Origin of the sequence: Haloferax chudinovii (assembly GCF_042663345.1) — an archaeon.
Classification (GTDB): Archaea; Halobacteriota; Halobacteria; order Halobacteriales; family Haloferacaceae; genus Haloferax; species Haloferax chudinovii.
Genome location: NZ_JBHTAB010000004.1, coordinates 113,279 through 139,276 on the forward strand (window position 1 = coordinate 113,279; position 25,998 = coordinate 139,276).

Genomic DNA, 25,998 nt, shown 5'->3' on the forward strand with positions numbered 1-25,998 from the left:
ACATCTCGGCCAGTTCCGGGTACTTCTGCGCGAACTCTAGAACTCGTTCGTGTACGAGTTCGTCGGGTTCGCTAGAGTCCCGTGAACGCTCGCGTTGAGCCTCTACAGAGTTAGTCTCCTTGGAGGGCCAAGGCTCAGCCCCCGGTTGAGTCCCTTCGACTCCTCCGGTGGGCTGGTCGCCATCGCTACTCACGCTCCCCGCCGTCCGCGACTACGTAATCGCTCAGACGCCGCTGGGGCTTTTCACGTCCCTCGGGGTCGGTGACCCCTCGGTGCGGCCCGGCTTCCGGGTCGAGGGGCGAGCCCTCGCTTCCGGCGGGCTCCTCCCTCCCGCGCCTCGGGGCGCTCGGCGCGGGCAGGACGGTCGTCGCCTCTCCGGACCTTGCGGTGGAATCTCGGGCGGCCATGTGCGCCCACAACAGACTGGTGAGACGGTGGTCTCTCACCTTGTCGTCGAGGGCGGGAACCCGAGCGCAGTCCCTACACTGCCGGAGCTTCGCGGCGCGCTCGGCGTGGTCGACGAGACACCGCTTCTTACAGCTTCCACAGTTGTAGCGGATGAGCCGCCAGCTGTCCTCTTTCGCTGGTGGTTCCCGGTAGGAGCCGTCGATGACGTGACTCTTTGGCTCGTAGGGCGGGTCTGGGTCCGTCCAGTAGTTATCGTAGCGTCCCGAGCCGCGCGACGCCTCTGGAGGAAGTGCGTTGAACGCGACTTTCCTCCCGTGCTCTGTCGGCACGGGTGAGAGTCCATCGAGTCGTTTCTTCCCCAGTTCCGACTCATCGACTTCGGCGTCGTACCAGAGGTCGCCGTCCCCGTCGTCGACGGCGCTGTCGCTCTTCTCTGGTGGAGAATCGCTCACAGAGAACGCACCTCCCGGGTTCCGCTAAACCGGCGGTACAGCGCCTCTGCTACTAAATAAAACCCTACGAAAGGATTAAGTTTAGAGTGGGGCCGGAGGGATTTGAACCCCCGATCGACTGATATCTCCGGTGGGCACCTCGGAACTCCAGAGGGTCGTCAACACGACCGATGATCAGTCGGCCGCTCAGTATATCAGCTGGAGTGTCGTCCCGGGCGCCAAGCCTCTGGAGTCAGTCGCCATGCCGGGCTTGGCCACAGCCCCGATTCGTTCTGTCTGCACTCTCTCGTATGGCGATTTTTCTTAAAGGGGTTTCGATTCTACTCGTCGCGGTCGTCGTCGGCCCAGTCGCACTCCTGGCACTTGTAGGCCGTCACGAACTCCGTCACGCTCGGCATGTAGCCCACTTGGATGACGTTCTCGCCGCACTCCGGGCAGTCGAAGTCGGCGTCCTGAATCGGTTCGGCGTCCATCGGGCGCTCGCCCTCGACGAGTTCGGCGAGCGTCTCGGCCGTGACCATCCGTCCTTGTACGACGCGGTTGCTCATACCCGTGCAACCGTCCCGAAGTAAGTAAGCCCTCCGCCAGCGGTCGGCGTCGGTTTCGCTGGTCCCGGTGGCCGCGAGGCCGCGCTTCGAACAGTCTCAGGTCGTCGCCACCGTCACGGTCCGTGTGCGCGGCCCGTCGCACTCCACGAGGAGGACCGACTGCCACCGACCGAGGTCGAGGTCGCCGTCCGCGGCGGGTATCGAGACGCCGTTGCCGACGAGGAGCGCCCGGAGATGCGAGTCGGCGTTGCCGTCGAGTTCGTCGTGGGCCCAGCCGTCGTCGGGGACCGCCTCGGCGAGCATCGACTCGATGTCGCCGAGAAGTCGCGATTCGGCCTCGTTGACGCAGACACCGGTCGTCGTGTGTTTCGAGAAGACCGTACAGACGCCGTCGTACTCCCGTGGAAGCGCGGCCTCGACCTCGTCGGTCACGTCGACAACCTGAAGCCGGCGCTCAGTTCGGATATCGAAGCTCCGTCGCATGCGACGGAGTTCGTCGGCCGGGAGAAAAAGTCACCCGGCGGGTTACAGCCAGGGCGCGCGGGACTCCTCTTCGCCGGGGTAGCCGTACCCCGGACTGGAGTCGTCGTCGTCGTCGTCGACCAACTCGTCGTAGTCCTCGGACGTCTCGACGTCGTCGCCGCCGTCGGCGACCGCTCCGTCGGCGTTGGCATCGGGCGTGGCCGACTCGGTGGCAGGGGCGTCGTCGACGAACTCGTCGAGGTCAGCGCCCTCGCCCTCGGAGCCGGGGTCGAACGCGAACAGCGCGGTGACGCCGAGGACGCCGAGTGCGACGGGTGCCTGCGTCGGCATCAGGCCGAGCACTTCGAGCGCCAGCATGCCGAGGGCGACCGAGCTTCCGAAGCGGAAGAGGTCGATGTCGACGTTGCCGCGGAGCCGCGGGGCGAACAGCGCGATGGCACCGGCGAAGCCGACGCCCGTGCCGGCCGCCGCGCCGGCGCTGAACAGACGCATCGGGTCGGGGGTGACGATGAGTTCGAACCCGGCGGGCTCGAAGCTCGCGACGAGGCCGAGGCCGATGATGATGCTCGGCGACGGGAGGTACTCGCCGACCTTCGAGGAGGCCGTCTTCGCCGCCACGGCGAGGATGACGAGACCGGCGAAGCGGTGGAACACCTCGAAGTTCAGGAGCGTCTCGATGGTCTCGGCGACGGCGGCTTCGGCGACGGCGACCGGGACGAGCAGTGCGCCGAGCAGGAGGATGGACGTGAGCTGTTCGCGGCGCGTGCCGTCCATCTCGGCGAGGATGACCGCGACCGTCGCCGACCCGCCGAAGATGAGCAGGCCGGTCTGGAGGATGCCCGTAACCGAGGGGTCGCCCGCGGTGGTCGTCAGCGCCCCCGCGATGATGAGCGCGGGGAAGATGCCGTCGATGAGGGGCAGTCCCATGACGGTGGCGAGCAGACGGGTGGCACCCCCGACCTGTTGCTCGAGGCGAAGGGCGACTGGGTGGCGTGAGACACTCATTCGATGTTACTGGCCGTCACCATGGCCCAAGCGGTGATAGGGTCGCAATTCGGACAGCGGGGTGCGGGCGCTCCGCACGCGAAGCCCATTTCGTCCGATATTGAACTCCCGTTTAAATGTCTGCCACATCGGTGTAAAGAGAATGCCGGAGTCGGAGGTCGTTTGACCGGCAATGCGCGATGCGGCGGGACACGTGGAGTCCATACGAGGTTACAATAGGACAGGAGTATTAAACGTTGTGTGGGACACGACCGCACAGCGCACAAAGTCTACTGCTCTGTTTATAAATAGGGCTGACGATTCGTCGGCTGTACTCTGGAATCCCGAAAATATCGTGGTACACGTTCGCGAACATGGTGATTATTCACGATGGTTTTGCCACTCGGTACACCGTGACGAGGGGACGAGTGTCTCGACAGTCGTGACGACGGCCCCAACGCGGCGACGGTTGGCGTCGTCCGATTGCGCGCCCCGCCCGACGACGACGATATGGCGGACGTGTAGGCACGCACGTGTATATATTGACGAGATGGTTTGCGATACATCGACACGCCCGTGCTATCTCGCAACCCTTTTGTCGTCGCCGCAACCACGCTTGATATGGCGAACGACGTTCCTGACCGAGAACCCTTCACCGAGAAGCTACGGGTACCCGAATCCCTCACATTCGACGACGTCCTGCTCCGCCCGATGGAGAGTCGCGTCGAACCCGACGACGCCGACGTGTCGACGCGCGTCTCGAAGAACGTCGAACTCAACATCCCCATCCTCTCCGCGGCGATGGACACCGTCACCGAAAGCGGGATGGCTATCGGGATGGCCCGCGAGGGCGGCCTCGGCGTGCTCCACCGCAATATGAACGCCGAGCAGATGGTCCGCGAAATCGAGCGCGTCAAGCGCGCCGACGAACTCGTCATCCGCCGCGAAGACGTGGTCACGGCCAACCCCGGCCAGACCATAAGCGAGGTCGACGAGATGATGGAGCGCGCCGGCGTCTCCGGCGCGCCCGTCGTCGACGACGACGACGTGGTCCTCGGCATCATCTCCGGCACGGACATCCGCCCGTACCTCGAAGTCGGCGAGTCCGACGAGGTCGGCGAGGCCATGACGGACGAGGTCATCACGGCCGAGCGCGACGTGACCGCCCGCGACGCGCTCGAACTCATGTACGACCACAAGATAGAGCGCGTCCCCATCATCGACGACGAGAGCCACCTCGTCGGCCTCGTGACGATGCAGGGTATTCTCCAGCGTCGCGAGTACGAGAACGCCGCCCGCGACGACGACGGCCGCCTCGTCTGCGGCGTCGCCGTCGGCCCGTTCGACGCCGAGCGCGCGCAGATGGCCGACGACGCCGGCGTCGACGTCATCTTCATCGACTGCGCCCACGCGCACAACCTCAACGTCATCGACACCGCCCGCGACATCAAGGAGTCCGTCGACGCGGACGTGGTCGTCGGGAACGTCGGCACGCGCGAGGCCGCGGCCGAACTCGTCGACTTCGCGGACGGCATCAAGGTCGGCATCGGCCCCGGTTCCATCTGTACGACCCGCGTCGTCTCCGGCTCCGGCATGCCCCAGATTTCGGCCGTCGCGGAGGTCGCCGACGTCGCCGCCGACTACGACATCCCCGTCATCGCCGACGGCGGTATCCGCTACTCCGGCGACGCCATCAAGGCCGTCGCCGCCGGTGCCGACGCCGTCATGCTCGGCTCCTACTTCGCCGGCACCGACGAGGCCCCCGGCCGCGTCATCACGATGAACGGCAAGAAGTACAAGCAGTACCGCGGCATGGGCTCGGTCGGCGCGATGCAGTCCGGCGGTGCCGACCGCTACCTCAAAGAGGACAACGAAGACGAGGAGTACGTCCCCGAGGGCGTCGAGGCCGCAACGCCGTACAAGGGCTCGCTCGCGTCCGAACTCCACCAGCTCGTCGGCGGCATGCAGTCCGGTATGGGCTACGTCGGCGCGGAGACCATCTCCGAGGTCAAAGAGCGCGCTCGCTTCGTCCGGGTCTCATCTGCCGGCCAGACCGAGGGCCACCCCCACGACGTGATGATTACCGACGAAGCGCCGAACTACAGCCCGAACGAGTAACGCGTTCTCCCGACTCCGCCGTTTCTCTCGTCTGTCGGTTCTTCTGTTTCGGATTTTCTCCATCTCTCCCGTATCTGCGCCGCTCGATTTCGTCGCCCCCGGTGCGACGCTCGAACGCCCGCGTTTTTTCGGGGTCGCTCGGGTCCACGGCGCGCACACCCTCGCGTCGCAGTCGCAATTTGATGGCTCGGCTCCCAGAACGGCCGCGAGACGAGGACATGCGATAATTAATAGGGATGTACATCCTCCATCCACAAGCGATGGATACCGCGGAGCTACGCACCGCACTTCGGAACGCCGGGTTGTCACAGTATCAGGCCGAGGCGTACGTCGCGCTCCTCCAACTCGGAGCGGCGAGTGCGACCGAACTCGCCGACGCCTGCGCCGTACCGACCGCCCGCATCTACGATGTTCTCCGCGACCTCGAATCGAAGGGCTACATCGAGACCTACGAGCAGGACAGTCTTCACGCGCGGGCGTGCGACCCGAATTCGGTGATGGAGGACCTCAAGAGCCGCGCCGTCCAACTGGACGAAGCGGCAGAGGAAATCGAGGCGCGCTGGCAACAGCCCGCGGTCGACCGGCACATGCTGAGCATCGTCAAGCGCTTCGAGACGGTGTTCAATCGGGCCGAAGAGATGATTCGGGAGGCGGACGGCGAGGTCCAACTCTCCGTCACCCCCGAGCAGTTCGACGAGCTCAAGCCGGCGCTCTCGGAGGCGTACGAGAACGGCGCGCTGGTGAAGGTCGTGCTCCACCCCGAGCGGACCGACGACCTCGAATCGCTCGCACAGCGGGAGTATCGCGGGGTCGCCACGGAAGTCAGACATCGGACACTGCCGACACCGTTCGTCGCCATCGTCGACCGGACGGGCGCGTGTTTCGCGCCGCACGACAACTCGGTGAACCAGTACGGCGTCCTCGTCGACGACTACACGCTTACGTACGTCTTCCACTGGTACTTCCAGACGGCGCTCTGGGAGGTCTGGGACGTCGTCTACGACGCCCAGACCGACGAACTGCCGCTCGTGTACTCCGATATCAGACACTTCGTTCAGGACGCGGAACCGCTCGTCCGCGACGGGAACCGAATCGTCGCGCACATTGAGGGCTACGAGACCGACGAGCGCGACCCCATCGAGTTCACCGGTGAGGTGACTGACGTGTACTACACGGCCGTTTCTACGCCGACGGACACGTTGTCGTTTTCCGAACTCGCGGGACAGGTCTGTCTGACCGTCGAGGCCGACGGCGAGACCTACACCGTCGGCGGGTGGGGAGCGGTGTTAGAAGACGTCGAGGCGAACCGCATCACTATCAAGTCGATTTCGGAGACGCCTGACGGGTAGCATCTGTTCGGTTCGCCGGAATGTATAACAACTCCGGGGGGTAATTAGTGCCCACAAGCGCGGTTTCGGACGGCGTTAGACAAGAGGTATTTTGATATACCACTGCACGACATTGAATTTCGTGAGCGTCCCCGGAACACCACTACAATACCAATGAGCGCAGAACAGCCACTGGTGCTCATCGTTGAAGATGAGCCTGACCTCGCCGACCTGTACGCAACCTGGCTTAGGAACGACTACAGCGTTCGTGTCGCCTACGGCGGCCGCGAGGCGCTCGATAAGCTCGACGACGAGGTTGACGTTGTTCTCCTCGACCGTCGAATGCCCGACCTCTCGGGCGACGAGGCGCTCTCGGAGATTCGGGACCGTGGCTTCGAGTGCCGCGTCGCGATGGTGACCGCGGTCGAACCCGACTTCGACATCATCGCGATGGGCTTCGACGACTACCTCGTCAAGCCCGTCTCGCGCGAAGCGCTGACCGAGACGGTCTCTAACCTCATCCTGCGAAACGCGTACGACGTGGGTATTCAGGACCTGTTTTCCCTCGCCTCGAAGAAGGCGCTGTTGGAGTCCGAAAAGGACGAGGCGGCGCTCGAAGAAAACGAGGAGTACCAGCGGCTCACCGCCCGCCTGACCGAGCTCCGGCGTGAGCTCGACGAGACGCTCGGCCAGCTCGACGAGACCGAAGGAATCTCCGCGGTGTACCGGGATATCGGCGACGGAGCCGACATCGACAACTCCTGAACGAGCCCGCCCGTTTCGGACGCCAACCGTTCTCTCTGTTCTCCGTTTTCGTTGGGTAACGGATAGTTCTCGCACCTAACGGTAGTTCTCGCACCTAACGGTCGCTCTCGCACTCGTAGGGGTACCGTTCGTCTGACTGACGATTACTTGCGAGTTTCGGTCAGTTAATTCATTTAATTTCATATCAGATATACACGAAAAATTATATTTTGGGCTCGGCCCTTGGGGTAAGTGCACATGTCCGATGACAGCAACCAGATGGTAGCGTACCTCCGTCAGAACCCCCGCATGATGGGCGTCCTGTTCACGCTCGCACTCCTGCTCTCACAGGCGGGAAGCGTGGCGGCCGGAAACACCAGCGTCATCTACGGGCCGTAATCACGAAAGGAACTCGCGGTCCCAGTAGACGGTATCGTCATAGATGACCGGAATTTGTTCTAGCGCGAGGAACTCCCGGAGTTCGTCCGCAGTCAGGTCTGTATTCGAGACGCCGGAAGAAGAGAGGTAATACGGCATACTGTCGGTGAGTGCGGGCCTAATCAGCGACCCGATTCCTGCTCTCGAAGTGTTGAATGCGTGGTACGAAACTTCGAACTGCTCGCCCGGTTTGTCAAACACTTCGCAGTATACCGCGACGCCGCTCTCAGACTGTACCACAGAGAGGCTCCCGTCCCCGACGACGCCGTACTGGTGTGCCACGTCGCTGTCGATGCGGACAACCTCCAGCGACGCCTGTAGCGGGAACCCCCCGTTGAGGAGTCGAGCCAACGTGCGCCCCACGCCGACGGCCTGACTGTTGATGACCTCGCTGAACGTGACGATGCCGCCGATTGCGCCGGCCTCGACGAGCGCCAGCCCCTGGTCGTACGACTGACACGCGTTGAGGAAAAACGCCCCCGTTCCGACGGTGTCGAGCGTCTCCGCGTCGACCTTGCCGTCGCGACACTGGAAGCCGTCGTCATCGATGTGGCCGATGTAGTGGAGGAAGTCAGTCGGCTCCGCGAGCGTCTCCCGAAGCTCCGCCCTGCTGAGGTCGTAGTGGGCGTCGACGTCGAACGAGAGCCCGTCGCGCGAGCCGTACACCTCGTCGACGATGTCCGTCTCGGCGAGCATCTCGGGGTCGTTACAGACGACGGTGATGCCGATGTCACCCTGTGTCGGCTCCCGCTGGAGCCGATTCCGGTAGGCGGCGGGCGTGGTCTTGCTCGCGCCGACGGGCGTCCCGTCGCTGATCCACGCCTGCTCGACCGAGTCGGTCGAACTGGGTTTGACGTACGTCTCGCTCGGCGTCGTCGTGCCCGCGCTCCTGACGGTGCCGGCGTCGACGTCGCCCCGGAGGAAGTCGTCGACGACCGCCGCCTGCACCTCTGAGTGGTGTACTTCGGTCCCCGACGGCGTCCGGACGACCGCGAGGTCGTTCGTGACGAAGGGGAGAAGCTCGATGTTGTCGGCCCGCGGCGCGACGTGCGTCGTCAGCTTCCACTCCGGGAGGAGGTCGGCGACCTCCTCGTACGGTATCTCGAAGTACGCCGAGAGCCGTTCGCCGAGCGACGCGTCGTACAACCCCTCGACGCCGATGTCCGTCCGCGACTCGACGGTCTGGCGCTCGTGGAGCGGCACGTCGTAGATGCCCTCCGTTCGAACGACGCAGTCGAGGAAGAACGTCCGTTTGAGCGCGCGTTCGACCGCCTCCTCGAAGCCGTGAGGGCCGTCGAAGTCGTGGACGAACCCGTCTTCCGTGACGAGTCGGGGAGCGTCACCGGGGACGAGCCGCGCGCCGAGGTAGTACGCCAGCGGCGTCGCCACGAAGACGTGGCGGAGCGTCGGCGGGAGTTCGATGCTGACGCCGGTCTCGGGAACGTCGAGGGCATCGGGGACCGCGAGTTCGTCGCCCAGTTCGAGAAGCGGCGGGTGTCCCCGGAGCGTCGGGTACGACCGCTCGACGCTCGTGGTCTTGAGCGCGGAGCTGAACGCCGAGACGGCCGCCATCACGTCGAGCGGGTCGTCGGTCGTCGTAATCGTGGTCGCGGGACTCTCGTGGGACGACCGCGCGCCGACGAACACCGTCTGGGGCTCCCCGAAAGAGAGCACGGTTTCGAGCGGTTGCGCGTCGACGGTCAGCGGCCCGTCGGTGCGGAGATACGTCTTGACCGCGCCGAAGAGTTCGATGCTGTAGGTTCCCGCACCGAGTTCCTCGCGGCCCTGTTGGTCGACCCGTGCGAGCATCGACCCCGCCTCGTCGCGGACGCAGACGACCGTGTTCGCCGCCAACCCGATGCGGTCGGTTTCGATGCGAACCGCGGCGTCCGTCGGAAGCGAGAACCGACTGCTATCTGTCGGTTCTGGGTCGACGGGTGACGGCGTTCGGAGCAGGAACTGGCGGCGTTCGACGTTGTCCCGAACGACTACCCCGGCCCCATCTGAAGGGAGTGAAAAGCCGACTTCCAGCGTCGAAGACGCGTCGGCCCGCTCGCCCTCCCCGGTCGGTTCCATTGTGTCTACGTGACACGATTAAGGTGAAAAACGTACTGGTCGTGAGGGGTTCACGACTCCAACGGGAACCAGCCGGACGAGACGTCCTTCTGCCGGAGATGCCAGCGTTGACGGGCCTCAGCGCCCTCGACGTCGAGTTCGACGACAGCGTCGAACAGCGGCTCGAACAGCCGGTTGACCTCGCCTTCGCGCTCACCGGGGGACCAGACGTGGACCATCCCGTTTCGCGCGCGGATGTGGGTGGTCATGACGTGGAGAAACCGAAACACGTGGTCACGGTCGTACCGCGAGAGGAGCGACGGGAGACAGTCGAACGCGACGCGGAGTTCGGCCGGAGAGAGCCCGCCGGCGAGCGTGTCGAACTCGGTCACGTCGTTGGCGAGTGCCGCGCCGAGTTGGCCGAGACCGCCGCCGACCCGGCGCTCGCAGGCGTCGACCGCGCTCGGCACGGCGGCCGACGGTGACGGCGATGCCGCCGCGCTCCGTTCGAGCGACCCGTACCGCACCACGCGCGTCCACTCCGTGGTGCGTTGGATGTCGACGTCGAGCCGGTCGTCGAGCGGCGTCGAGTCATTCAGAGCCAGCAGGCGGCGCCGCGGCTCGTCGGGAGCGCCGAGCATCTGCTTGGACGCCCGCGAGTAGAGCTCGGTCGGTACCGACCCGACGACGAGGAGCGCGCTCCCCCGTCGTTTGAGGTCGTCCAACCCGAGTTGGAACGTGGACGTGTCATCTGTTACGGCGGTGTCCGCGTCACCTCCCGAAACCATTCGTTTTGCACGATGAAACGATATTTAATAAGAGTTTGCGTGTTGGTCTCTCGAAATGTACGGCTGTGTGTCTCCATCGATGACACACACCACCACCGGCGGCGTCAACGGCCGGTTCGACCGGTCGAGCCGTCGCATCCGCTTCGAATCGCCTACCCGGTGGCGCGGACAGTCAACACGGGAACCGGCGCGGTGCGGACGACGCGCTCGGTGACGCTCCCGAGGAGGACGCGCTCGACGCCCGTTCGGCCGTGGGTCGCCATCGCGATGACCGACACACCGTGTTCGGTCGCGTAGTCGAGGATGGCGTCGTGCGGCGCGCCCCGACGCACGGCCCCGACCGTCTCGATACCGCGGCTCTCGCCGCGCTCGACGACCTCGTCGACGACGCGTTGGCCCTCCTGTTCCAGCGTTTCGAGGACCGTCCCGCCGACGATACCCGCGCTGTCCCGCGTCGTGTTCACGACGAACAACACGTGGACCGTCGCGTCGCACCGCTCTGCGAGGTCGAACACGTGCGGCAACGCCTGTTCTGCCGCCGGACTCCCGTCGACGGGGAGCAGGATTTCGTCGTACATCGCTGGATGTACGCGCCCCAAACGTGTGAATACTTCGCATACTCGTGATGCGGCGCTCGTTCGGAAAAAAGCGGGGTGCGGGCGTAGGCCGGTCGGCTCAGTCGCTGACGTACGCTTCGATGCGGTCCATCGCCTCGCGGAGTTCGCGCATCCCCGTCGCGTAGGAGACGCGGAGGTGGCCCGCGCCGCCCTCGCCGAAGACGCTCCCGGGGACGACCGCGACGTTCTGTGCTTCGAGGAGCCCCTCTGCGAACGCCTCGTCGTCGCCGTCGGGGACCTCGGGGAAGACGTAGAACGCGCCTTTCGCCTCGAAACAGTCGAGACCCATCTCCTCGAAGCGGGCGAGGACGAACCGGCGGCGGCGGTCGTACTCGCGGCGCATCTCCTCGACGGAGTCGTCGCACGACCGCAGGGCTTCGAGCGCCGCGTACTGCGCCGTCGTGGGCGCCGACAGCATCGCGTACTGGTGGACCTTGTTCATCGCGTCGATGGCCCCCGCCGGCCCCATGGCATAGCCGAGGCGCAGACCGGTCATCGCGTAGGCCTTCGAGAAGCCGTTGAACACGATGGTCCGCTCGCGCATCCCGGGGTGGGTGGCGATGGAGGCGTGGTCGTCCTCGTACCGGAGGTCGGAGTAGATTTCGTCGGAGAGCACGACGAGGTCGTGTTCCCTGACGAACGAGGCCACGTCGGCGAGTTCGTCGTCGGTCATCACCGCGCCGGTCGGGTTGTTCGGGTAGCAGAGCACCAACACGTCGGCCTCGTCGGCCCCGGCGGCTTCGAGCGCCTCGGGGGTGAGCGTGAACTCGTCTTCGGCGCGGGTCGGCACCGGAAGCGGCTCGCCGCCGGCGAAGATGGCCCCCGGCGTGTACGAGATGTACGACGGCTGGGGAATCGCCACCACGTCGCCGGGGTCGACGAACGCCCGGAACGCGAGGTCGACGGCCTCGCTCGCGCCCGTCGTAACGATTATCTCGTCTTCGGGGTCGTACTCCTGGTCGTAGCGAGTGACGCGCTCCGAGATGGCCTCGCGGAGTTCGCGCATCCCGCGGTTCGACGTGTAAGAGGTCTTGCCGCGTTCGAGCGAGTCGATGGCGGCGGTGCGGGCGGCCCACGGCGCGGAGAAGTCAGGCTCGCCGACGCCGAGGGAGATGACGTCGTCGACCTCCTCGGCGAGTTCGAAGAACTTCCGAATGCCCGACGGCGGCACCTGTTCGACGCGGTCAGAAAGCTGGTCCCCGAGCGTCATGGCGACACTGACAGCCGGTCGTCGTCGTCGCCGTCGCCGAGTTCGATGCCCTCCTCTTTGTAGGAGTCCATCACGAAGTGCGTGACCGTCTTCGTGACCTCGGGGATGGGGGCGATGCGCTCGGAGACGAAGTTCGAGACGGCGTGCATCGACTCGCCTTCGACCTCGATGAAGAAGTCGTAGTCGCCGGAGACGAGTCTGAGCGTGGCGACCTCGGGGAACCGCGCGATGCGGCGGGAAATCTCCTCGTAGCCCGTCTCGCGGTCGAGTTCGACGTCGACTTCGACCTGCGCGCGGACGTGTTCCTCGTCGACGTTGTTCCAGTCGACGACCGCCTGATAGCCGCGGATGACCCCGTCGGCTTCGAGTTCTTCGAGCGCTGCTGCCACTGCTTCGGCGTCTGCGCCCAGTTGGCGGGCGATGTCATCTACGCTCTCGCGAGCGTCGTGACGCAGCAAGTCGAGCAGTGACTGCTTGTCCATGGACAGTCCGTTGCAGGCATCCGTAAAATGGTTTGCCCAACCGGGCGGAATTGTCGTGTTAGGCGGTACCGATGCCCATGGACGGCGGACTTAGCCGGCGGAACACTATTCCACCGCCGGCGGAAACCTGTCCGCCATGGACACCGAGTTCGATTGGCTCACTCTCGACGACGACGAAGCGGTGCTCTGGGCCGACACCCCGCATCCCTACAGCCTCGTGCCCTCCTTCATCGTCGGCGTCCCGCTCTCGTTCGTCCTCGTGGGCATTCCGCTCCTCGTCGGGTCGTACCTCTCGCACACGAACACGAACTACGTCGTCACCTCCGACGCGCTCTACCGGAAGACGGGCGTCCTCTCCCGGAGCGTCCAGCGCATCGAGTTCGACAAGGTGCAGGACACCTCCTACAGCCAGACGTTCCTCGGCGCGCAGTTCGGCTACGGCTCCGTCAACATCAGCACGGCCGGCGGAAGCGGCATCGAGATGAGCTTCCAGAACGTCGCCGACCCGCAGTCCCTCCAGACGCTCGTCAACGAGCGAATCAAGCGCCGCTCCGGACCGGAGACCGACGCGGAGGGGAAGGCGGCCGTCCTCGACGACATCCTGACCGAACTCCGCGCGATTCGGCGGGCCGTCGAGGGCGACGACGAGACGACCGGGAGCGACGACGCGCCCGACCGAGCGGGCGACGAACCCGCCCCCGCCCCCGACTCCGACGCGTCGGCCGACGCGCTCGAACCGAGCGACTTCGGGTTCGACGCGACGACCGACGAGCGATGACGGGCGGCGATTCGAGCGCCGCCGGTTCGACTCCCGACGACCCCTCTGCAGAGAGCACCGCGGCCGACTCGGAGGCTGACTCGGAGGCCGTCGCGGCCATCGACGACTGGCTGGCACGCGGCGACGACGAGACCGTCCGCTGGGAGGGTCGGCCGCGGATACAGACCGTCATCCCCGCCGCAGTCGTCGGGCTCTTCGTCGTCGTCGCCGCGGCGGCCGCGGCCGCCGCGAACGGCGCGCCCGGAGTCGCGGCCGCGGGCCTCGTCGGCCTCCTCCTGCCCGCGTGGTCGTATCTCCGGGTCACCAACACGCGTTTCGTCGTCACCGACCGGGCGCTCTACCGGAAGACGGGCGTCCTCTCTCGGACGGTCCAGCGCGTCTCCCTCGACCGCGTCCAGAACAGCGCGCTCTCGCAGGGCGTCACCGGGTCGCTGTTCGGCTACGGGACCGTCTCGGTCGAGGCCGCGGGCGGCGGCGCAATCCGCTTCGATGACGTCGACGACCCCGGTGCCGTGCGCGACCGAATCGAGGGCCGCGACGACCGCGGCGACCTCCCCGGCACGGTCGAGCAGTGGGCCGCCGTCCGCGACGAGGTGCGGGCGCTCAGAGCGGCGGTAGAGCGGTAACGAAAAACGGTCGTGTTCGGGTCGGTATCGCGGCGCGGGTTCGCGTCGCGTCAGTCGTCGTCCGACGCGGGAGCGGCGGGGCCGGGCCGTGCCGCGCTGTTCCCCGAGAAGCCGACGCCCGCGAGGACGAAGGCGAACAGCACGAGCGGCGAGAGGTAGCCGAACATGTAGTACGGGGCGTACTGGAGCGTCGAGACGCCGAGGACGCCGGCCATGTACGCACCGCCGGCGTGCCACGGGAGGAGCGCGCCGGTCGGGGTCCCGGCGGACTCGATGGCCTGCGAGAGGTCCGAGCTGTCGAGGCCGAACTCGTCGTAGGTGTCGCGGAGCGTCATGCCGGGGACGACGATGCTCATGTACTGCTGGGCGGTGAGCGCGTTGGTCAGCATCGCCGAGACGCCGGTGGAGGCGACGAGCAGGCGCGGGCTCCGAATCCCGCGCTGGAGGCGGTGGGCGAGCACGGCGAGCACGCCCGTCTGTTCGAGCAGGCCGCCGAGCGTCAGCGCCGCGACGACGATGGCGATGGTCCACGCGGACCCCGAGACGCCGCCGGAGGCGAGCAGGCTGTTGACGAGCTCGGAGCCGGTCTCCGGGCCGGTGCCGCTCATGAACGTCTGCCACGCCGTGACGAACGACGCGCCCTGCACGAGGATGCTCGTGAACGCGCCGGCGAACGCGCCGGCGAGAAGGACGGTCAGCGCGGGGTAGCCGGCCGCGGCGAGGCCGAAGGTGACCGCGAGCGGTAGGAACGCGAGGAGCGTGATGTCGTACGAGGAGGCGAGCGCGGTCTGAATCTCGGCGATTTGGTCGGCCGGAATCGTCCCGGTAATCCCGAGGCTGAGGACGACGAAGCCGACGAGCGAGAGGCCGAACGCGACGGCCGTCCCGCTCCGCATCGCGCGGATGTGGTCGTAGAGGTCGGTATTCGTGACGGCGGCCGCGAGGTTCGTCGTGTCCGACAGCGGCGACTGCTTGTCGCCCGCGTACGCGCCGGTGAGAATCGCGCCGGCCGTCATCGGTTCGGGGACGCCGAGCCCCGAGCCGATGCCGATGAAGGCGACGCCGAGGGTGCCGACCGCGGTCCACGACGAGCCGATGGCGAAGGTGGCGACGCCGACGAGGAGCGCCGTCGCGGGGAGGAACACCTGCGGCGACAGCAGGTCGAGGCCGTAGTACATCAGGGTCGGAATCGTCCCCGCGGCGACCCACGTCGAGACGACGCCGTAGATGGTAAACAGGATGAGAATCGCCTGTAGCCCCATCGCCAGACTGCGTTCGATGCCCTCGTAGAGGTCCTCCCAGGTGTAGCCCCAGACGAACCGGCCGAGGAGGCCGACCAGCGCGATACTCCAGACGAGCGGGATGTGCGGGTCGAGTCCCAGCCACGCCGACCCGAGACCGAGGAACGCGACGAGTCCGAGCACCGGAACGAGCGCCTGTTTCAGCGTCGGACGCTGGTCTGGGGCGATGTCGTCGTACGACCGCGGTGTGTACCTATCAGTTCCCATCGTAGTTCGATAAATAACCTTAGAGCATAAAATTGTGTCGTGTTATGATTTGAGTGCATTGTTATGCAATGACGTACTTTTAGCTGACAATCAAATGCGCGGTAGTAATCCTCTCGCCGAATCGACCCGCGCGAGCGACCCGGACGTTCACGCATTCCGATAGGTCGAGAATGCGGAACGTGTCAACAAGTAGGGAAACAGCCATACCGCAGGCGCACCACGGGTCGGGCATGGCCCTCTCCGAGTTCTTCTTGTTCCCCCTCGGGTTGGTGGCCCTCCTGGGGGCGGTCCCGCTCGTCATCCTCTATCTGCTCCGGCCGGAGCCGGTCCGGCGCACGCTCCCGACCTTCCGGTTCCTCGCGGACGCGGCGGGGCGAAGCGCCTCGAACCCCATCTTCGACCGCCTGCTTCGGAGCCTGCTCCTCCTCATCCAACTGCTCGCGCTCGTCGCGCTCGTCGGGTCGCTGGCGACGCCGTACGTGCTGGTGCCGGAGTCGGAGACGGTCCAAGAGACCGTCCTCGTCGTGGACACGAGCGCGAGCATGGGCGTCCGCGATGGCGGCGGGACCCGCTTCGACAGCGCCCTCGCCGCGGCGCGAGACGAGGTCTCCGGCACGACCTCAGTCGTCGCGGCGGGGGCGAACGCGGACGTGGTGCTCCGCCGGGGGAGCGCGACCGACGCCCGCGCCGCCCTCGACGGCCTGCAGGCGAGCGACGCGCCGGGCGACCTCCGCTCCGCGATTACCGCCGCCGCCTCCGTCGCCGGCGAGGACGCCCGCGTCGTCGTCCTGAGCGACTTCGCCGACGACTCGCCGTGGAGCGACGCGGTCCGCGAGGCCCGCGCCCGCGGCCTCGTCGTCCAACTCCGACAGTTCGCGGGCGGCGGACAAGGCAACGTCGGCATCGTCGACCGACGCTTTTCCGGGACAAACGTCACCGTGACGGTGAAGAACTACGGTGACTCGGCCGTCACGCGGACGCTCTCGCTCGCCGGAACCGCCCGCGAGGTCCGGATGGACCCCGGCGACGTGGCGACCGCGACGCTCCCGGTCCCCGCGGGCGGCGGGCGCGTCGCGCTCTCGCCGGGCGACGCCTTCCCGCCCGACGACGCGCTGTACGTCGCGGCCCCCGAGGACGCCTCGGTGGACGTGCTCGTCCTCACGAACGACGAGAACCGCTATCTGACGGCCGCGCTGTCGGTCATCCCCGAGGTGTCTCTGACCGTGGACAACCCGCCGACGGCCGTCTCGCCGAACTACGACGTCGTCATCTACAGCAACGTCAACCCCGGCCGCCTGCTCGCGGGCAACGTCGAGGCCGGCCGCGAAATCGTCGCCGACGGCGGCGGCGTGGCGATTCAGGCCCAAGAGGAGTCGCCGAACTACGGCGACCTGCGTCTCGTCTCGCAGGGGAGCGTCGAGACGAACCCGACCATCGGGACCGTCGAGAGCCACCCGATTACCCGCGACATCACCTTCCCGCCGCCGACCGAGTACATCGCGGGCGACCTCCGGGCGGGCCAGTCGCTCGTGAACACGACCGGCGGCACCTCGCTCGTCGCCGTCGAGCGCCGCGGGGCCGGCCGCGTCCTCTACTACGGCTTCATGGAGGACAGTTCGGCGTTCAAGTACAACTACCAGTACCCCGTGTTCTGGAAGCGCTCGGTGTTCTACCTCGCCGGGCGCTCGACGCTCTCGGAGCTGAATCGGGCGACCGGCGGGTCGCTCGCGACGGGCGCGAACCAGACCGTCGAGACGCCCGCCGGCGAGACGACCGGCCCGGAGGTCCGCCTCGGCGACGCCGGCTTCTACCGCGTCGGCGACGAGCGGTTCGCGGCGTCGCTCCTCAGCGAGGCCGAGTCCGACGTGGCCGCCGCGCCGCTGGACGGCGAGTCGGCCCCCGCGGACTACCCGACGCGGGTCGAAGAGCGCGAGGTCCCGGACCCGCTCACCGAGTGGGCCGCGCTGGTCGCGCTCGCGGCGACGATGGTCGAGTTGGCCTACCTGCGCCGGCGGGGTGACCTCTGATGGCGGCGTTCGGCTCGGCGTCGGCCGCGCTGACCGCGCTGGTGGATGTCGGCGTCGCCGCCACGGCTCCCGCCGCCACGGCGACGCCCCTCGCGTGGACGGTCGAGGCCGCCGGTCGGACCCTCGGCCTCCAGCGCCCGCTGTTCCTCGTCGCGCTCCCGGTGGCCGCGCTCCTCGCGTGGGCGCTCATCTTCCGCGGGGCCGACGGGACCGCCGGCGGGCGCTCCCGGCGGCTCCTGTTCGCGTCCCGGTTCCTCGTCGTCCTGTGCTTGGTCGTCGCGGCCGCGGGACCGTACACCGTGACGACGCGGATGACCGACGGCGACCCGCGGGTGACGCTCCTCGTCGACGACTCCGACAGCGCGGCGGTCATCGAGGACGTGGCGTCGCAACTCGCGGCTGACATCGAGGACGAAGGCGTCCCCGTCACGACCTCGACGGTCGCCCGCGGCGACGCGTCGCCCATCGGCGACGCCGTCGCGGCCAACCTCAGACCGGACGGCACGGTCGTCCTCGTCTCCGACGGGCGGGTCACCTCGGGGCGGAGCCTCGCCTCCGCGACGACGCTCGCCCGCGACCTCAACGCGACGGTGAGCGCGGTCGGGCTCGAACCGACCGAGACCGAACAGTACGTCACCGTCAGCGGCCCGTCGAAGACCAGCGTCGGCGTCGAGAACGCCTTCCTCGCACAGGTCGACGGCGTCGTCCCCGACGACGTCGAGACCGCGACCGTCGAACTCGCCGTGGACGTCGACGGCGAGGAGGTCGCCCGCGAGACGGTCAACACCACCGACGGCGTCGAGTTCACGCGAACGTTCGAGACCACCGGCACCCACCGCGTCACCGCTCGCATCGACGGCGGCGACCGCTTCCAGTCGAACGACGTGTTCCGCAAGACGGTCCGCGTCGTCGAGCCGCCGCGGGTGCTGTACGTCTCCCGCGGCGACTACCCGTTCCGCGACTACCTCTCGCAGTTGTACGACGTGGAGACCGCCGAGACCGTCCCCGCGGACCTCTCGTCGTACCACGCCGTCGTCTTACAGGACCTGCGCGCCGAGGACGTGGGCAACACCGAGTCGCTCCAGCGGTTCGTCATCGACGGCGGCGGCCTGCTGGTCGCCGGCGGGCGCAACTCGTTCGAAAACGGCGGCTACGACGGGTCGAGCCTCGCGTCGATGCTCCCGGTCACGACCGGCGAGGGCACGTCCCAGCAGACGAACCTCGTCTTCGCCATCGACGTCTCGGGGAGCGCGGAAAGCGGCATGCGCGTCCAGAAGTCGGTCGCGCTCGACGCGCTCGACCAGCTCGGCGACGAGAACCGAGTCGGCATCGTCGGCTTCAACTACCGCGCCTACGACGTCGCGCCGCTCCGCCCGCTCGGGCCGAACCGCGAGTCGACCGGCGACCTCATCCGCCGCCTCCAATCCGGCGGCGCGACCGACATCGCCGTCGGTCTCGACGGCGCGGCCCAGCAACTCGGCGACAGTCGGGGGACGATTATCCTCATCAGCGACGGTCACGACCGGTTCCAAGACGCCGCGACGCTCGCGGACCAACTCGGTCGCGACGGGATCCGCGTCATCGCCATCGGGACCGGGCCGAGCCCGAACGAACGGACCCTCCGGGCCATCGCGCGGGCGTCCGGCGGGAACTACCTCAGAGCCGACGAGACCGACCGGCTCCGCATCCTCTTCGGCGGGGCGAACCGCCAGTACGCCGGCGACGGCCTCACGGTCGTCGACCAGAACGACTTCGTCACCGCCGGGGTGGAGCTGACTGCCAACCCCGGTAGCGTCAACGACGTGTCGGTCAGGAGCGGCGCGAACTTCCTCGTTGCGGCCGACGACGGCACCCCCGCGGTCACCTCGTGGCGCTACGGCCTCGGTCGCGTCGCCACCGTCACCGCCTACGCGGGCGACGGCACGCTCGACGGCCTGCTCCAGCGCCCCGACTCGCTTCTGCTCACGAAGACCACGAACTACGTCATCGGCGACCCCGAGCGGAAGGCGTCCGGCGTCGCCGAGGTGTCGGACACCCGCGTCGGTGAACCGACGACGGTCATCTACCGCGGCGGCGAGCGCCCGCGGGGCGTCGAGGGACTGTCCTTCTCGGCGGTCGATGCCGGCGTCTACGAGGCGACCGTCGTCCCCACGGAGACGGGCTACCGAGACGTGCTCGACACCGCCTTCGCGGTGAACTACCCCGTCGAGTACGCCGGGTTCGGCCGGTCGGCCGCGCTCGAAGCCGCCGTCTCCGACAGCGGCGGGACGATGTACAGCCCCAACGACGCCGCCGAAATCGCCGCTTCCGCCCGCGACAACGCCGCCGGCGTCCAGCCCGTGCGCGACGACTGGACGGTCGCGTTCGTCGCCGCCGCGTTCCTCCTGTATCTCACCGAGGTGCTCGCCCGGCGTCTTCAAGTGTATCGGGGTCGAACGCAAAGTGAAGGTGGTTTGATATGAGTGCGCTGGGTCGGTCCCTGAACCTCGGTCTCGTCGTCATCGTCGTCCTCCTCACCGCCGGAACCGTCGGCGCGACGATGTTCTACCAGTACTCGGTCGACTCGCTCGACCAGCAAAACGAGCAGTTGCGCGAGCGAAACGCGGCGCTCGAGGAAGACCTTTCGCAAACCCGACAGAACCTGTCGGCGACGCGGACGGAGCTACGGGAGTTGAACAACAGCCTCGAACGCACCCGCGGCGACGTCTCGCAGGTCTCCGACAGCCTCGAAGACACGGAGTCACAACTGTCGTCGACGCAGAGCGAACTGTCGTCGACGCGGGGCGAACTTCGGGAGACGGAAAACAACCTCGAAGACGCCCGTAGCCGAATCAGCGACCTCAGGGCGACGCTCGACGACCTCGAAGAACAGCGCAACCGGCTCGAAAACCAGATAGACGACCTCGAAACGGACAACGCGGACCTCGAAGCGACGAACGACCGACTGGAGAACCAGATCGGGTCGCTCCGCTCCGAGGTCTCCCGTCTCGAAGACCGGGTCGACGAACTCCAGGCCGAACTCCGGCAGGCCTGTGCCGGCTACCAAGACGGCAGTGAACCGGCGGTGTGTAGCGATGTCTGAAACGACCCCCGACGACGCCGCCGCTGACGAGGGCGGTTCGCCCGACGACCCGGAACCCGCCCGCCGCGAGGCGATGGCCGACGCCGTCCGCGAGGTCCGCCGCGAGGCCGCGAAGGCCGCCGTCGTCTCCAGCGCCGTCGACGCGGCGGTGGCGACGCTGTTGGCGAACGTCGCGTTCCGGGTCGTCGAGTTGCCCGTCGAGTCGTCGGTGTCGCTCGGCTTCCTCCCGCGGGTCGACCCGGCCGTCTCGGTCCACGCCGCCGTCCTGCTCGCCCTCGCGGTGGGCCTCCTCGTCGGCGTCGCGGAGTACCTCGTCCTAATGCGAGTGCCGCCGGTCGAGCAGTTCGAGGCGGTGAACCCGTCGGTCGCCGAGGCGTTGCGGACCGCCCGCGACCTCGTCGCCGACGACGGGAACCCGAACCGCGACTCGCGCATGTCGGTCGCGCTCTACGACGACGTGCTGTCCCGCCTACGGGAGTCGTCGTCGGTGGAACTGCTTCCGACCCGCCGCATCGTCGGCGCGCTCGTGGTCGCCTTGCTCCTCTCGGCGGGGAGCATTCAGGTCGCCATCTCGGACATCCAGTTCGAGGGGCTCGCCGGCGACGGCGCCTCCGCGGGCGACCGCCCCGACCAGTTCTCCGACGAGGAGACGCGGCTCCAGAACGGGAGTTCCATCCTCGGCGACCCCGAGGACGTGGCCGCCGGGTCGGAGCAGTTGAACGCCACTGTCGCCGGAACCGGTGGCAGTGGCGACGGAGACGGGCCGGAGTCTGCGGCCGCGGCCTACGACTCCACCGGCTACGGCGGCGACAGCACCGTCGAGAGCCAGCGCGCCGGCTACCTCGCCGACGACACGCTCGAAGAGGCCGACCTGATTCGCGACTACAGCTTAGAGATACGAGAGACCGACGATGAGTGACAACCCAGACCGACTCGGAGACGACGGACAGCAGACCGCGGTCGACGGCGACGCCGCGGTCCCGACAGACGACGACCTCAGCATCGAGGAGCTCCAAGCGAGCGTCGGCGCGGTCAGAGACGAGGTCGGAAAGCGCATCATCGGCCAGCACGACGTGGTCGAGCGACTGCTCGTCTGCGTCCTCTGCGACGGCAACGCGCTCCTCGAATCGAACCCCGGACTGGGGAAGACGACGCTCGTGCGCGCCCTCTCGGACGCGACAGACTTGGGGTTCTCGCGCGTGCAGAACACGCCCGACCTGATGCCCTCGGACATCACGGGCACCGAAATCATCCGCGAGACGCCGGAGGGCCGGGACTTCGTGTTCGAACGCGGCCCCATCTTCGCCAACGTCGTCCTCGCCGACGAGATAAACCGCGCGACGCCGAAGACGCAGGCCGCGCTCCTCGAAGCCATGCAGGAAAAGCAGGTGACCGCCGCGGGCGAGACCTACGAGCTTCCGGACCCGTTTTTCGTCCTCGCGACGCAGAACCCCATCGACCAGGGCGGCACCTACCCGCTCCCCGAGGCGCAGACCGACCGCTTCCTGATGAAGATTCTCGTCGACTACCCCGAGTTCGACGAGGAGCGGACCATCGTCAAGCAGTACGCCGAGGGCGCGGCGTCGCCCGACGTCGAGCGCGTCCTGCCGCGGACGCACCTGCTGGCGGCCCAACGACTCGTCCGGCAGGTCCCCATCTCCGACGACATCCGCGACCGGGCCATCGAACTGGTCCGTAGCACCCGCGAGGACGAGCAGGTCGAGTTCGGCGCGAGCCCCCGCGCGAGCATGGCGCTCGTCCTCGCCGCGAAGGCGCGGGCGTTCGTCCACGGGCGCACCCACGTCTCGTGGGAGGACGTCGTCGAGATGGCCCCGCCGGTCATCAGACACCGCGTCATCCTCGACTTCCGGGCGGAGCGCGAGGGGCTGTCGCCCGACGACGTGATTCACCGGCTGTTGAACGAGTGACCGAGCGATGATAGACCCCGGCTTCCTCGACGAGCTCGACCGCTTCGACACCTCGCTGAAGCGCGTCTCGAACGCCCGACGGCAGGGCGAACAGGAGTCGCCGGACGTGGGCGAGGGGCTCACCTTCAGCGACCACCGCCGGTACGCCGCCGGCGACGACCCGCGGCTCATCGACTGGAAGGTGTACGCCCGGACAGAGGAGCTGTTCATCAAGCGGTTCGAGGCCGAGCGGAACCTGACGGTCCACGTCCTCCTCGACGCCTCGGCGTCGATGGACTTCGGCGCGGCCGGCACGAACAAGTTCGAGTACGGCGCGAAGCTCGGCCTCGGCTTCTGTCACCTCACCGCCGAGGAGAACAACGACTTCCGGTTTTCGCTCCTCGGCGACTTGCCCGACCGCATCGACACCGACGCGTCGAGCCGCGGCGAGGTGCTCCGACTCGTCGAGCGCCTCAACGAGACGACGCCCGGCGGCGACGGCGACATCACGGCCGCGCTTTCGACCTACGCCGAGAGCATCCACTCGCGGTCGCTCGTAGTCGTCGTGAGCGACCTGCTTTTCGACCCCGACGACGTGGCCGCCGGCCTCGCCGCGCTCGCGCGGAACGACGTGCTCGTCGCGCAGGTGCTCACCCCGGAGGAACTCGGCCCGGAGGCGACGGGCGACGCCATCTTCGAGGACCCCGAGTCCGAGGCGACGCACCGGACCTACTTCGGCGGGTCGGCGGCGCGGCAGTACACCGACCGGCTCCAGTCGCATCTCGCGGCGGTCGACGAGCGGTGTCAGGCGCTCGGCATCGAGCGCGAACTCGTCGACACCGGCGCGGATTTCTTCGACACGTTCGCCGACCTCTGGCTCGGCGCGCGGCTCGGCGGCGAGCGGCGCGGTGGCCGGGGTGGCGGCTGACCCGCGTCTCGAACCAACGTCGCCGCGGACCGCGGGCTTTTCACGAATCACTCCCCATTGACCGGTGTGACGGAGACACAGGAGCGCCGCGTGGTCGGCCTCGTCGCCGGCTCGCACGTCGTCAACCACGCGTATCTGGTCGCGCTCGCGCCCGTTATCGGCCTCGTCGCCGACGACTTCGGCGTGAGTATCGCCGCCGTCGGCCTCGCCATCGGCGTCCAAGGCGGCGTCGTGACGCTCCTGCAACTCCCCTTCGGCTACCTCTCCGACGCGCGGAGCCGGACGCTCGTCCTCGCAATCTCGCTCGTCGCCGGCGCGGCGGGCATCGTCGCCACCGCGGTCGCGCCCTCGTACCCGTGGCTCCTCGCCTCGCAGGCGCTTCTCGGCGTCGGCATCGCGGGCCACCACCCCGCCCACTACCCGCTTTTGGCGACCGCCTCCTCGGAGACGAACCGCGGGCGGGCGTACTCGCTCCACGCGCTCGGCGGGTCGCTCGGCTTCGCCGTCTCGTACGCCATCGCCGCCGGCGTCGGCGCGGTCGGCCTCGGCTGGCGCTGGACCGTCGCGGGAATCGCCGTCTTCGGCGCGGCGTTCGCGCTCGTCGCGCTCCCGGTCGCCCGCGGCTTCCCCGAGCGAATCCGAAAGCCTGCGGTGGAGGACCGCCCGTCGTCGCGCCCCACGCTCGCGGGGATTCGGCGGGGCGCGTCGGAACTCCTCTCGTCGTCGGGGCTGATGGGTCTCACGCTCCTCTCGTTTCTCACCTCGGCGGCCGCGTGGTGCATCCGGACGTACGCGCCGCAACTGCTCACCGCCGGCTACGGCCTCGCGCCGGGGACGGCGAACCTCCTCGTCTCGGCGATGCTCGTCGTCGGCGCGGGGACGATTCTCGTCGGCGGCGCGCTCACCGACCGGGTCGGCCCCGGAACCGTCGCCCTCGGCGGGTACGCCGCGCTCGCCGGAGTGGCGACGCTCCTTGCGAGCGGGTCGCTCCCGCTCGCGCTCGTCGTGTTGATTCTCCCCTTCAGCGGGACTATCAGTGTGTCCCGACCCGCGCGCTCGACGCTGGCCGACCGCCTCTCCGAGCGCGCCGACCTCGGGAAGAACTTCGCCGTCGTCACGGTCGGCATCTCGCTCGGCGGGGCCGTCGCACCCCCGGCGTTCGGGGCGCTCATCGACCTCGCCGGGGTGCGCGTCACCTTCGGCGTCGTCGCCGTCCTCGGCCTGCTCTCGTTCGGGCTGACCCGGTGGCTCCTCGGGCGAGTCGACGGGTCGGCGCGGCGGCCGCAGGCGGCCCCGAGCGACTGACGGCGGCGCGTTCGTGCTCGGTTACCCGCCGGTCCTCGCGGTCAGTGCTCGTCTCTTTGCCCCGCGAGGACGGCAAGCGCGATACCGCCGACCGCACCCACTCCGGCACCGAACGGCCCCAGAAGCGCGAATCCCGTACCGCCGAAGACGAGCGCCGGAACGAACACCGCAATCGGGGATACGGGGGTAGTCACACGGCGGCGTTCTGAGTCCGATGATGTACTCTCAGTGACCCTTCCTCGTCGGCGGTCCGCGTCGTAGTTCCCTTCTCCGGCGACGTTCGTGATGCCAAGAATCCATAACTAAGCCGCTGTCGGTCGTCTCTCCGGACGGTGGTAGAAATGGCAGCAACATCCGAGAGAGAACGACAGCACCGAGACTCGTTCATGCGCGTGGCGGACGAACTGTGGAACAAACGCGACTACGAGGTCATCAGAGCGGAGTACGACCCGCTGGTCGAGGTTCACGCCTTTTCGGACCCCGAGGGAATCATCGGGACTGACGGGGTCGAGGAGTGGGCGCGGCGGTACCACGACGCCTTCTCCGACTTCCACGTCGAGCTGTTCGACGTGACGGCGCGAGACGACAGCGTCTACGGCCGCTATCGGCTGACCGGTACCCACGACGGGACGCTCCGGAGCGCCCGCGGCGACATCCCGGCGACCCACCGGAAACTCGATACGTGGGGAATCGCACAGGCGCGCTACGAGGGTGGCCTGTGCGTCGAGGAGTGGAACAGCACCGACATCATGACCATGCTGTCGCAACTCGGCGTCGCTCCCGAGTGAGTAGACCGAACCGCGAAAAACAACCGAATTTTGGTCCTACCCGGACCACTCGCCGCGAACGTCGTCGGCGACCGCGTCGCGCCACATGCCGAACCCTTGTTGACAGATGGGGCTCTCTTCGAGGTGCTTCATGAACCCCTCCCCTTCGCTCTCCAGTTCGTCGAGACAGAACGGACACCGAGTCGGGTCGTCCCACGTGTGCGCGATGACCGAGGGTTGTACTTCCTGGGACATACACACCATTATGCGATAATACTTGATAAAATTTCGTGTGTGGGGACTATATGGTATTTATCGTCTACCTGAATCCGTTTTTCATATCCGATTCTAAATCGAGTTCGCCGGTTCCGTCCTCGTGGTACCGCCGCTCGTTCACGCGGTTTCGACCCTAAAT

General features: G+C 67.5%; 28 protein-coding genes and 1 tRNA gene. 14 read left to right on the plus strand and 15 right to left on the minus strand.

The genetic code is table 11. The features are described 5' to 3' along the window. The 7 genes from ACFQI8_RS09750 to ACFQI8_RS19475 all read right to left on the minus strand — a co-directional run. A partial coding sequence (locus tag ACFQI8_RS09750; RefSeq protein ID WP_390244258.1) for a hypothetical protein occupies window positions 1-193 on the minus strand: 193 nt, incomplete at its 3' end. After that, window positions 186-860 carry a hypothetical protein gene (locus ACFQI8_RS09755; RefSeq protein WP_390244260.1) on the minus strand — a complete coding sequence of 225 codons (675 nt, stop codon included), beginning with the start codon at window positions 858-860 and terminating at the stop codon, window positions 186-188. The genes ACFQI8_RS09755 and ACFQI8_RS09750, both read right to left, overlap by 8 nt. A gap of 87 nt (window positions 861-947) precedes the next feature. Next, window positions 948-1,124: transfer RNA gene (locus ACFQI8_RS09760), tRNA-Trp, on the minus strand. 56 nt (window positions 1,125-1,180) lie between these two features. After that, a complete protein-coding gene (locus tag ACFQI8_RS09765; protein WP_390244262.1) occupies window positions 1,181-1,408 on the minus strand; it encodes a DUF5795 family protein in 228 nt (75 codons plus the stop codon). Window positions 1,409-1,504: 96 nt separating this feature from the next. Next, complete coding sequence (locus ACFQI8_RS09770) at window positions 1,505-1,891, minus strand: secondary thiamine-phosphate synthase enzyme YjbQ (protein ID WP_390244264.1); 387 nt, start codon at window positions 1,889-1,891, stop codon at window positions 1,505-1,507. A gap of 42 nt (window positions 1,892-1,933) precedes the next feature. Further along, a complete protein-coding gene (locus ACFQI8_RS09775; protein WP_390244570.1) occupies window positions 1,934-2,818 on the minus strand; it encodes a DUF5794 domain-containing protein in 885 nt (294 codons plus the stop codon). An 84-nt stretch (window positions 2,819-2,902) separates the two neighbouring features. Continuing rightward, window positions 2,903-3,100 carry a DUF8099 family protein gene (locus tag ACFQI8_RS19475; protein WP_465261709.1) on the minus strand — a complete coding sequence of 66 codons (198 nt, stop codon included), beginning with the start codon at window positions 3,098-3,100 and terminating at the stop codon, window positions 2,903-2,905. Window positions 3,101-3,496: 396 nt separating this feature from the next. Here ACFQI8_RS19475 and guaB point away from each other — a divergent pair, with 396 nt between their 5' ends. From guaB to ACFQI8_RS09795, 4 genes are all read left to right on the plus strand, one after another. Continuing rightward, on the plus strand, window positions 3,497-4,993 hold the full coding sequence (guaB, locus tag ACFQI8_RS09780) for an IMP dehydrogenase (protein ID WP_390244266.1): 1,497 nt from the start codon (window positions 3,497-3,499) through the stop codon (window positions 4,991-4,993). Between the two features lie 260 nt (window positions 4,994-5,253). Then, on the plus strand, window positions 5,254-6,342 hold the full coding sequence (locus ACFQI8_RS09785) for a TrmB family transcriptional regulator (protein ID WP_390244268.1): 1,089 nt from the start codon (window positions 5,254-5,256) through the stop codon (window positions 6,340-6,342). Between the two features lie 153 nt (window positions 6,343-6,495). Next, on the plus strand, window positions 6,496-7,086 hold the full coding sequence (locus tag ACFQI8_RS09790; RefSeq protein WP_390244270.1) for a HalX domain-containing protein: 591 nt from the start codon (window positions 6,496-6,498) through the stop codon (window positions 7,084-7,086). Window positions 7,087-7,323: 237 nt separating this feature from the next. Next, window positions 7,324-7,464: a DUF7503 family protein gene (locus ACFQI8_RS09795; protein ID WP_167344118.1), complete on the plus strand. Its 141-nt coding sequence runs from the start codon at window positions 7,324-7,326 to the stop codon at window positions 7,462-7,464. On the opposite strand, the gene ACFQI8_RS09800 is transcribed toward ACFQI8_RS09795, so the two are convergent. From ACFQI8_RS09800 to ACFQI8_RS09820, 5 genes are all read right to left on the minus strand, one after another. Beyond that, the gene (locus ACFQI8_RS09800; protein WP_390244272.1) at window positions 7,465-9,579 is read right to left on the minus strand and encodes a hypothetical protein; all 2,115 of its coding nucleotides are present in this window, start codon (window positions 9,577-9,579) and stop codon (window positions 7,465-7,467) included. 50 nt (window positions 9,580-9,629) lie between these two features. After that, window positions 9,630-10,346, minus strand: a complete 717-nt coding sequence (locus ACFQI8_RS09805) for a DUF7504 family protein (RefSeq protein WP_390244274.1) — start codon at window positions 10,344-10,346, stop codon at window positions 9,630-9,632. 152 nt (window positions 10,347-10,498) lie between these two features. Beyond that, window positions 10,499-10,924 carry a universal stress protein gene (locus tag ACFQI8_RS09810; RefSeq protein WP_390244276.1) on the minus strand — a complete coding sequence of 142 codons (426 nt, stop codon included), beginning with the start codon at window positions 10,922-10,924 and terminating at the stop codon, window positions 10,499-10,501. A gap of 97 nt (window positions 10,925-11,021) precedes the next feature. After that, window positions 11,022-12,173, minus strand: a complete 1,152-nt coding sequence (locus tag ACFQI8_RS09815; protein WP_390244278.1) for a pyridoxal phosphate-dependent aminotransferase — start codon at window positions 12,171-12,173, stop codon at window positions 11,022-11,024. Then, window positions 12,170-12,655 (minus strand): Lrp/AsnC family transcriptional regulator, encoded by a 486-nt coding sequence (locus ACFQI8_RS09820; protein WP_390244280.1) that lies wholly within the window; start codon window positions 12,653-12,655, stop codon window positions 12,170-12,172. The genes ACFQI8_RS09815 and ACFQI8_RS09820 overlap by 4 nt, the downstream gene beginning before the upstream one ends. 136 nt (window positions 12,656-12,791) lie before the next feature. On the opposite strand from ACFQI8_RS09820, the gene ACFQI8_RS09825 reads away from it, so the two are divergent. Next, window positions 12,792-13,433, plus strand: a complete 642-nt coding sequence (locus ACFQI8_RS09825; protein ID WP_390244282.1) for a PH domain-containing protein — start codon at window positions 12,792-12,794, stop codon at window positions 13,431-13,433. Then, window positions 13,430-14,059 carry a PH domain-containing protein gene (locus ACFQI8_RS09830; protein WP_390244284.1) on the plus strand — a complete coding sequence of 210 codons (630 nt, stop codon included), beginning with the start codon at window positions 13,430-13,432 and terminating at the stop codon, window positions 14,057-14,059. Before ACFQI8_RS09825 ends, ACFQI8_RS09830 begins: the two co-directional genes overlap by 4 nt. Window positions 14,060-14,109: 50 nt before the next feature. Here the strand turns inward: ACFQI8_RS09830 and arcD are convergent, their stop codons facing one another. Further along, window positions 14,110-15,567 carry an arginine/ornithine antiporter ArcD gene (gene arcD, locus ACFQI8_RS09835; protein WP_390244286.1) on the minus strand — a complete coding sequence of 486 codons (1,458 nt, stop codon included), beginning with the start codon at window positions 15,565-15,567 and terminating at the stop codon, window positions 14,110-14,112. 230 nt (window positions 15,568-15,797) lie between these two features. Here arcD and ACFQI8_RS09840 point away from each other — a divergent pair, with 230 nt between their 5' ends. The 7 genes from ACFQI8_RS09840 (at window position 15,798) to ACFQI8_RS09870 (ending at window position 24,816) form a co-directional block, all read left to right on the plus strand. Then, window positions 15,798-17,594 (plus strand): BatA and WFA domain-containing protein, encoded by a 1,797-nt coding sequence (locus ACFQI8_RS09840; RefSeq protein WP_390244288.1) that lies wholly within the window; start codon window positions 15,798-15,800, stop codon window positions 17,592-17,594. Continuing rightward, on the plus strand, window positions 17,594-20,056 hold the full coding sequence (locus ACFQI8_RS09845) for a VWA domain-containing protein (protein ID WP_390244290.1): 2,463 nt from the start codon (window positions 17,594-17,596) through the stop codon (window positions 20,054-20,056). Before ACFQI8_RS09840 ends, ACFQI8_RS09845 begins: the two co-directional genes overlap by 1 nt. Further along, window positions 20,053-20,676, plus strand: coding sequence for a chromosome partitioning protein (locus ACFQI8_RS09850; protein ID WP_390244292.1), 624 nt, complete (start codon window positions 20,053-20,055; stop codon window positions 20,674-20,676). Before ACFQI8_RS09845 ends, ACFQI8_RS09850 begins: the two co-directional genes overlap by 4 nt. Next, entirely contained in the window at window positions 20,669-21,595 is a 927-nt protein-coding gene (locus tag ACFQI8_RS09855) for a DUF7502 family protein (RefSeq protein WP_390244294.1), read from the plus strand. Before ACFQI8_RS09850 ends, ACFQI8_RS09855 begins: the two co-directional genes overlap by 8 nt. Continuing rightward, the gene (locus tag ACFQI8_RS09860) at window positions 21,588-22,604 is read left to right on the plus strand and encodes an AAA family ATPase (protein WP_390244296.1); all 1,017 of its coding nucleotides are present in this window, start codon (window positions 21,588-21,590) and stop codon (window positions 22,602-22,604) included. The genes ACFQI8_RS09855 and ACFQI8_RS09860 overlap by 8 nt, the downstream gene beginning before the upstream one ends. A 7-nt stretch (window positions 22,605-22,611) precedes the next feature. Further along, window positions 22,612-23,511, plus strand: coding sequence for a DUF58 domain-containing protein (locus ACFQI8_RS09865; RefSeq protein WP_390244298.1), 900 nt, complete (start codon window positions 22,612-22,614; stop codon window positions 23,509-23,511). Between the two features lie 66 nt (window positions 23,512-23,577). Beyond that, on the plus strand, window positions 23,578-24,816 hold the full coding sequence (locus tag ACFQI8_RS09870) for an MFS transporter (RefSeq protein ID WP_390244300.1): 1,239 nt from the start codon (window positions 23,578-23,580) through the stop codon (window positions 24,814-24,816). A 41-nt stretch (window positions 24,817-24,857) separates the two neighbouring features. On the opposite strand, the gene ACFQI8_RS09875 is transcribed toward ACFQI8_RS09870, so the two are convergent. Further along, window positions 24,858-25,010, minus strand: a complete 153-nt coding sequence (locus tag ACFQI8_RS09875) for a hypothetical protein (protein ID WP_390244302.1) — start codon at window positions 25,008-25,010, stop codon at window positions 24,858-24,860. Between the two features lie 147 nt (window positions 25,011-25,157). Between ACFQI8_RS09875 and ACFQI8_RS09880 the strand changes: the two genes are divergently transcribed. Then, window positions 25,158-25,604, plus strand: coding sequence for an ester cyclase (locus tag ACFQI8_RS09880; protein ID WP_390244304.1), 447 nt, complete (start codon window positions 25,158-25,160; stop codon window positions 25,602-25,604). Window positions 25,605-25,640: 36 nt separating this feature from the next. Here the strand turns inward: ACFQI8_RS09880 and ACFQI8_RS09885 are convergent, their stop codons facing one another. After that, window positions 25,641-25,838: a DUF7501 family protein gene (locus ACFQI8_RS09885; RefSeq protein WP_390244306.1), complete on the minus strand. Its 198-nt coding sequence runs from the start codon at window positions 25,836-25,838 to the stop codon at window positions 25,641-25,643. Window positions 25,839-25,998 lie beyond the last annotated feature (160 nt).

What these genes read in the sequence shown, in the direction of transcription:
- ACFQI8_RS09785 (WP_390244268.1), top strand. Translation starts at nt 5,254, where the DNA reads ATGGATACCGCGGAGCTACGCACCGCACTTCGGAACGCCGGGTTGTCA.
- ACFQI8_RS19475 (WP_465261709.1), bottom strand. Translation starts at nt 3,100, where the DNA reads ATGGACTCCACGTGTCCCGCCGCATCGCGCATTGCCGGTCAAACGACC.
- ACFQI8_RS09865 (WP_390244298.1), top strand. Translation starts at nt 22,612, where the DNA reads ATGATAGACCCCGGCTTCCTCGACGAGCTCGACCGCTTCGACACCTCG.
- ACFQI8_RS09800 (WP_390244272.1), bottom strand. Translation starts at nt 9,579, where the DNA reads ATGGAACCGACCGGGGAGGGCGAGCGGGCCGACGCGTCTTCGACGCTG.
- ACFQI8_RS09840 (WP_390244288.1), top strand. Translation starts at nt 15,798, where the DNA reads ATGGCCCTCTCCGAGTTCTTCTTGTTCCCCCTCGGGTTGGTGGCCCTC.
- ACFQI8_RS09775 (WP_390244570.1), bottom strand. Translation starts at nt 2,818, where the DNA reads ATGGGACTGCCCCTCATCGACGGCATCTTCCCCGCGCTCATCATCGCG.
- ACFQI8_RS09765 (WP_390244262.1), bottom strand. Translation starts at nt 1,408, where the DNA reads ATGAGCAACCGCGTCGTACAAGGACGGATGGTCACGGCCGAGACGCTC.
- ACFQI8_RS09810 (WP_390244276.1), bottom strand. Translation starts at nt 10,924, where the DNA reads ATGTACGACGAAATCCTGCTCCCCGTCGACGGGAGTCCGGCGGCAGAA.
- ACFQI8_RS09860 (WP_390244296.1), top strand. Translation starts at nt 21,588, where the DNA reads ATGAGTGACAACCCAGACCGACTCGGAGACGACGGACAGCAGACCGCG.
- ACFQI8_RS09820 (WP_390244280.1), bottom strand. Translation starts at nt 12,655, where the DNA reads ATGGACAAGCAGTCACTGCTCGACTTGCTGCGTCACGACGCTCGCGAG.
- ACFQI8_RS09790 (WP_390244270.1), top strand. Translation starts at nt 6,496, where the DNA reads ATGAGCGCAGAACAGCCACTGGTGCTCATCGTTGAAGATGAGCCTGAC.
- ACFQI8_RS09805 (WP_390244274.1), bottom strand. Translation starts at nt 10,346, where the DNA reads ATGGTTTCGGGAGGTGACGCGGACACCGCCGTAACAGATGACACGTCC.
- ACFQI8_RS09830 (WP_390244284.1), top strand. Translation starts at nt 13,430, where the DNA reads ATGACGGGCGGCGATTCGAGCGCCGCCGGTTCGACTCCCGACGACCCC.
- guaB (WP_390244266.1), top strand. Translation starts at nt 3,497, where the DNA reads ATGGCGAACGACGTTCCTGACCGAGAACCCTTCACCGAGAAGCTACGG.
- ACFQI8_RS09880 (WP_390244304.1), top strand. Translation starts at nt 25,158, where the DNA reads ATGGCAGCAACATCCGAGAGAGAACGACAGCACCGAGACTCGTTCATG.
- ACFQI8_RS09795 (WP_167344118.1), top strand. Translation starts at nt 7,324, where the DNA reads ATGTCCGATGACAGCAACCAGATGGTAGCGTACCTCCGTCAGAACCCC.
- ACFQI8_RS09850 (WP_390244292.1), top strand. Translation starts at nt 20,053, where the DNA reads ATGAGTGCGCTGGGTCGGTCCCTGAACCTCGGTCTCGTCGTCATCGTC.
- ACFQI8_RS09845 (WP_390244290.1), top strand. Translation starts at nt 17,594, where the DNA reads ATGGCGGCGTTCGGCTCGGCGTCGGCCGCGCTGACCGCGCTGGTGGAT.
- ACFQI8_RS09770 (WP_390244264.1), bottom strand. Translation starts at nt 1,891, where the DNA reads ATGCGACGGAGCTTCGATATCCGAACTGAGCGCCGGCTTCAGGTTGTC.
- ACFQI8_RS09855 (WP_390244294.1), top strand. Translation starts at nt 20,669, where the DNA reads ATGTCTGAAACGACCCCCGACGACGCCGCCGCTGACGAGGGCGGTTCG.
- ACFQI8_RS09825 (WP_390244282.1), top strand. Translation starts at nt 12,792, where the DNA reads ATGGACACCGAGTTCGATTGGCTCACTCTCGACGACGACGAAGCGGTG.
- ACFQI8_RS09885 (WP_390244306.1), bottom strand. Translation starts at nt 25,838, where the DNA reads ATGTCCCAGGAAGTACAACCCTCGGTCATCGCGCACACGTGGGACGAC.
- ACFQI8_RS09815 (WP_390244278.1), bottom strand. Translation starts at nt 12,173, where the DNA reads ATGACGCTCGGGGACCAGCTTTCTGACCGCGTCGAACAGGTGCCGCCG.
- arcD (WP_390244286.1), bottom strand. Translation starts at nt 15,567, where the DNA reads ATGGGAACTGATAGGTACACACCGCGGTCGTACGACGACATCGCCCCA.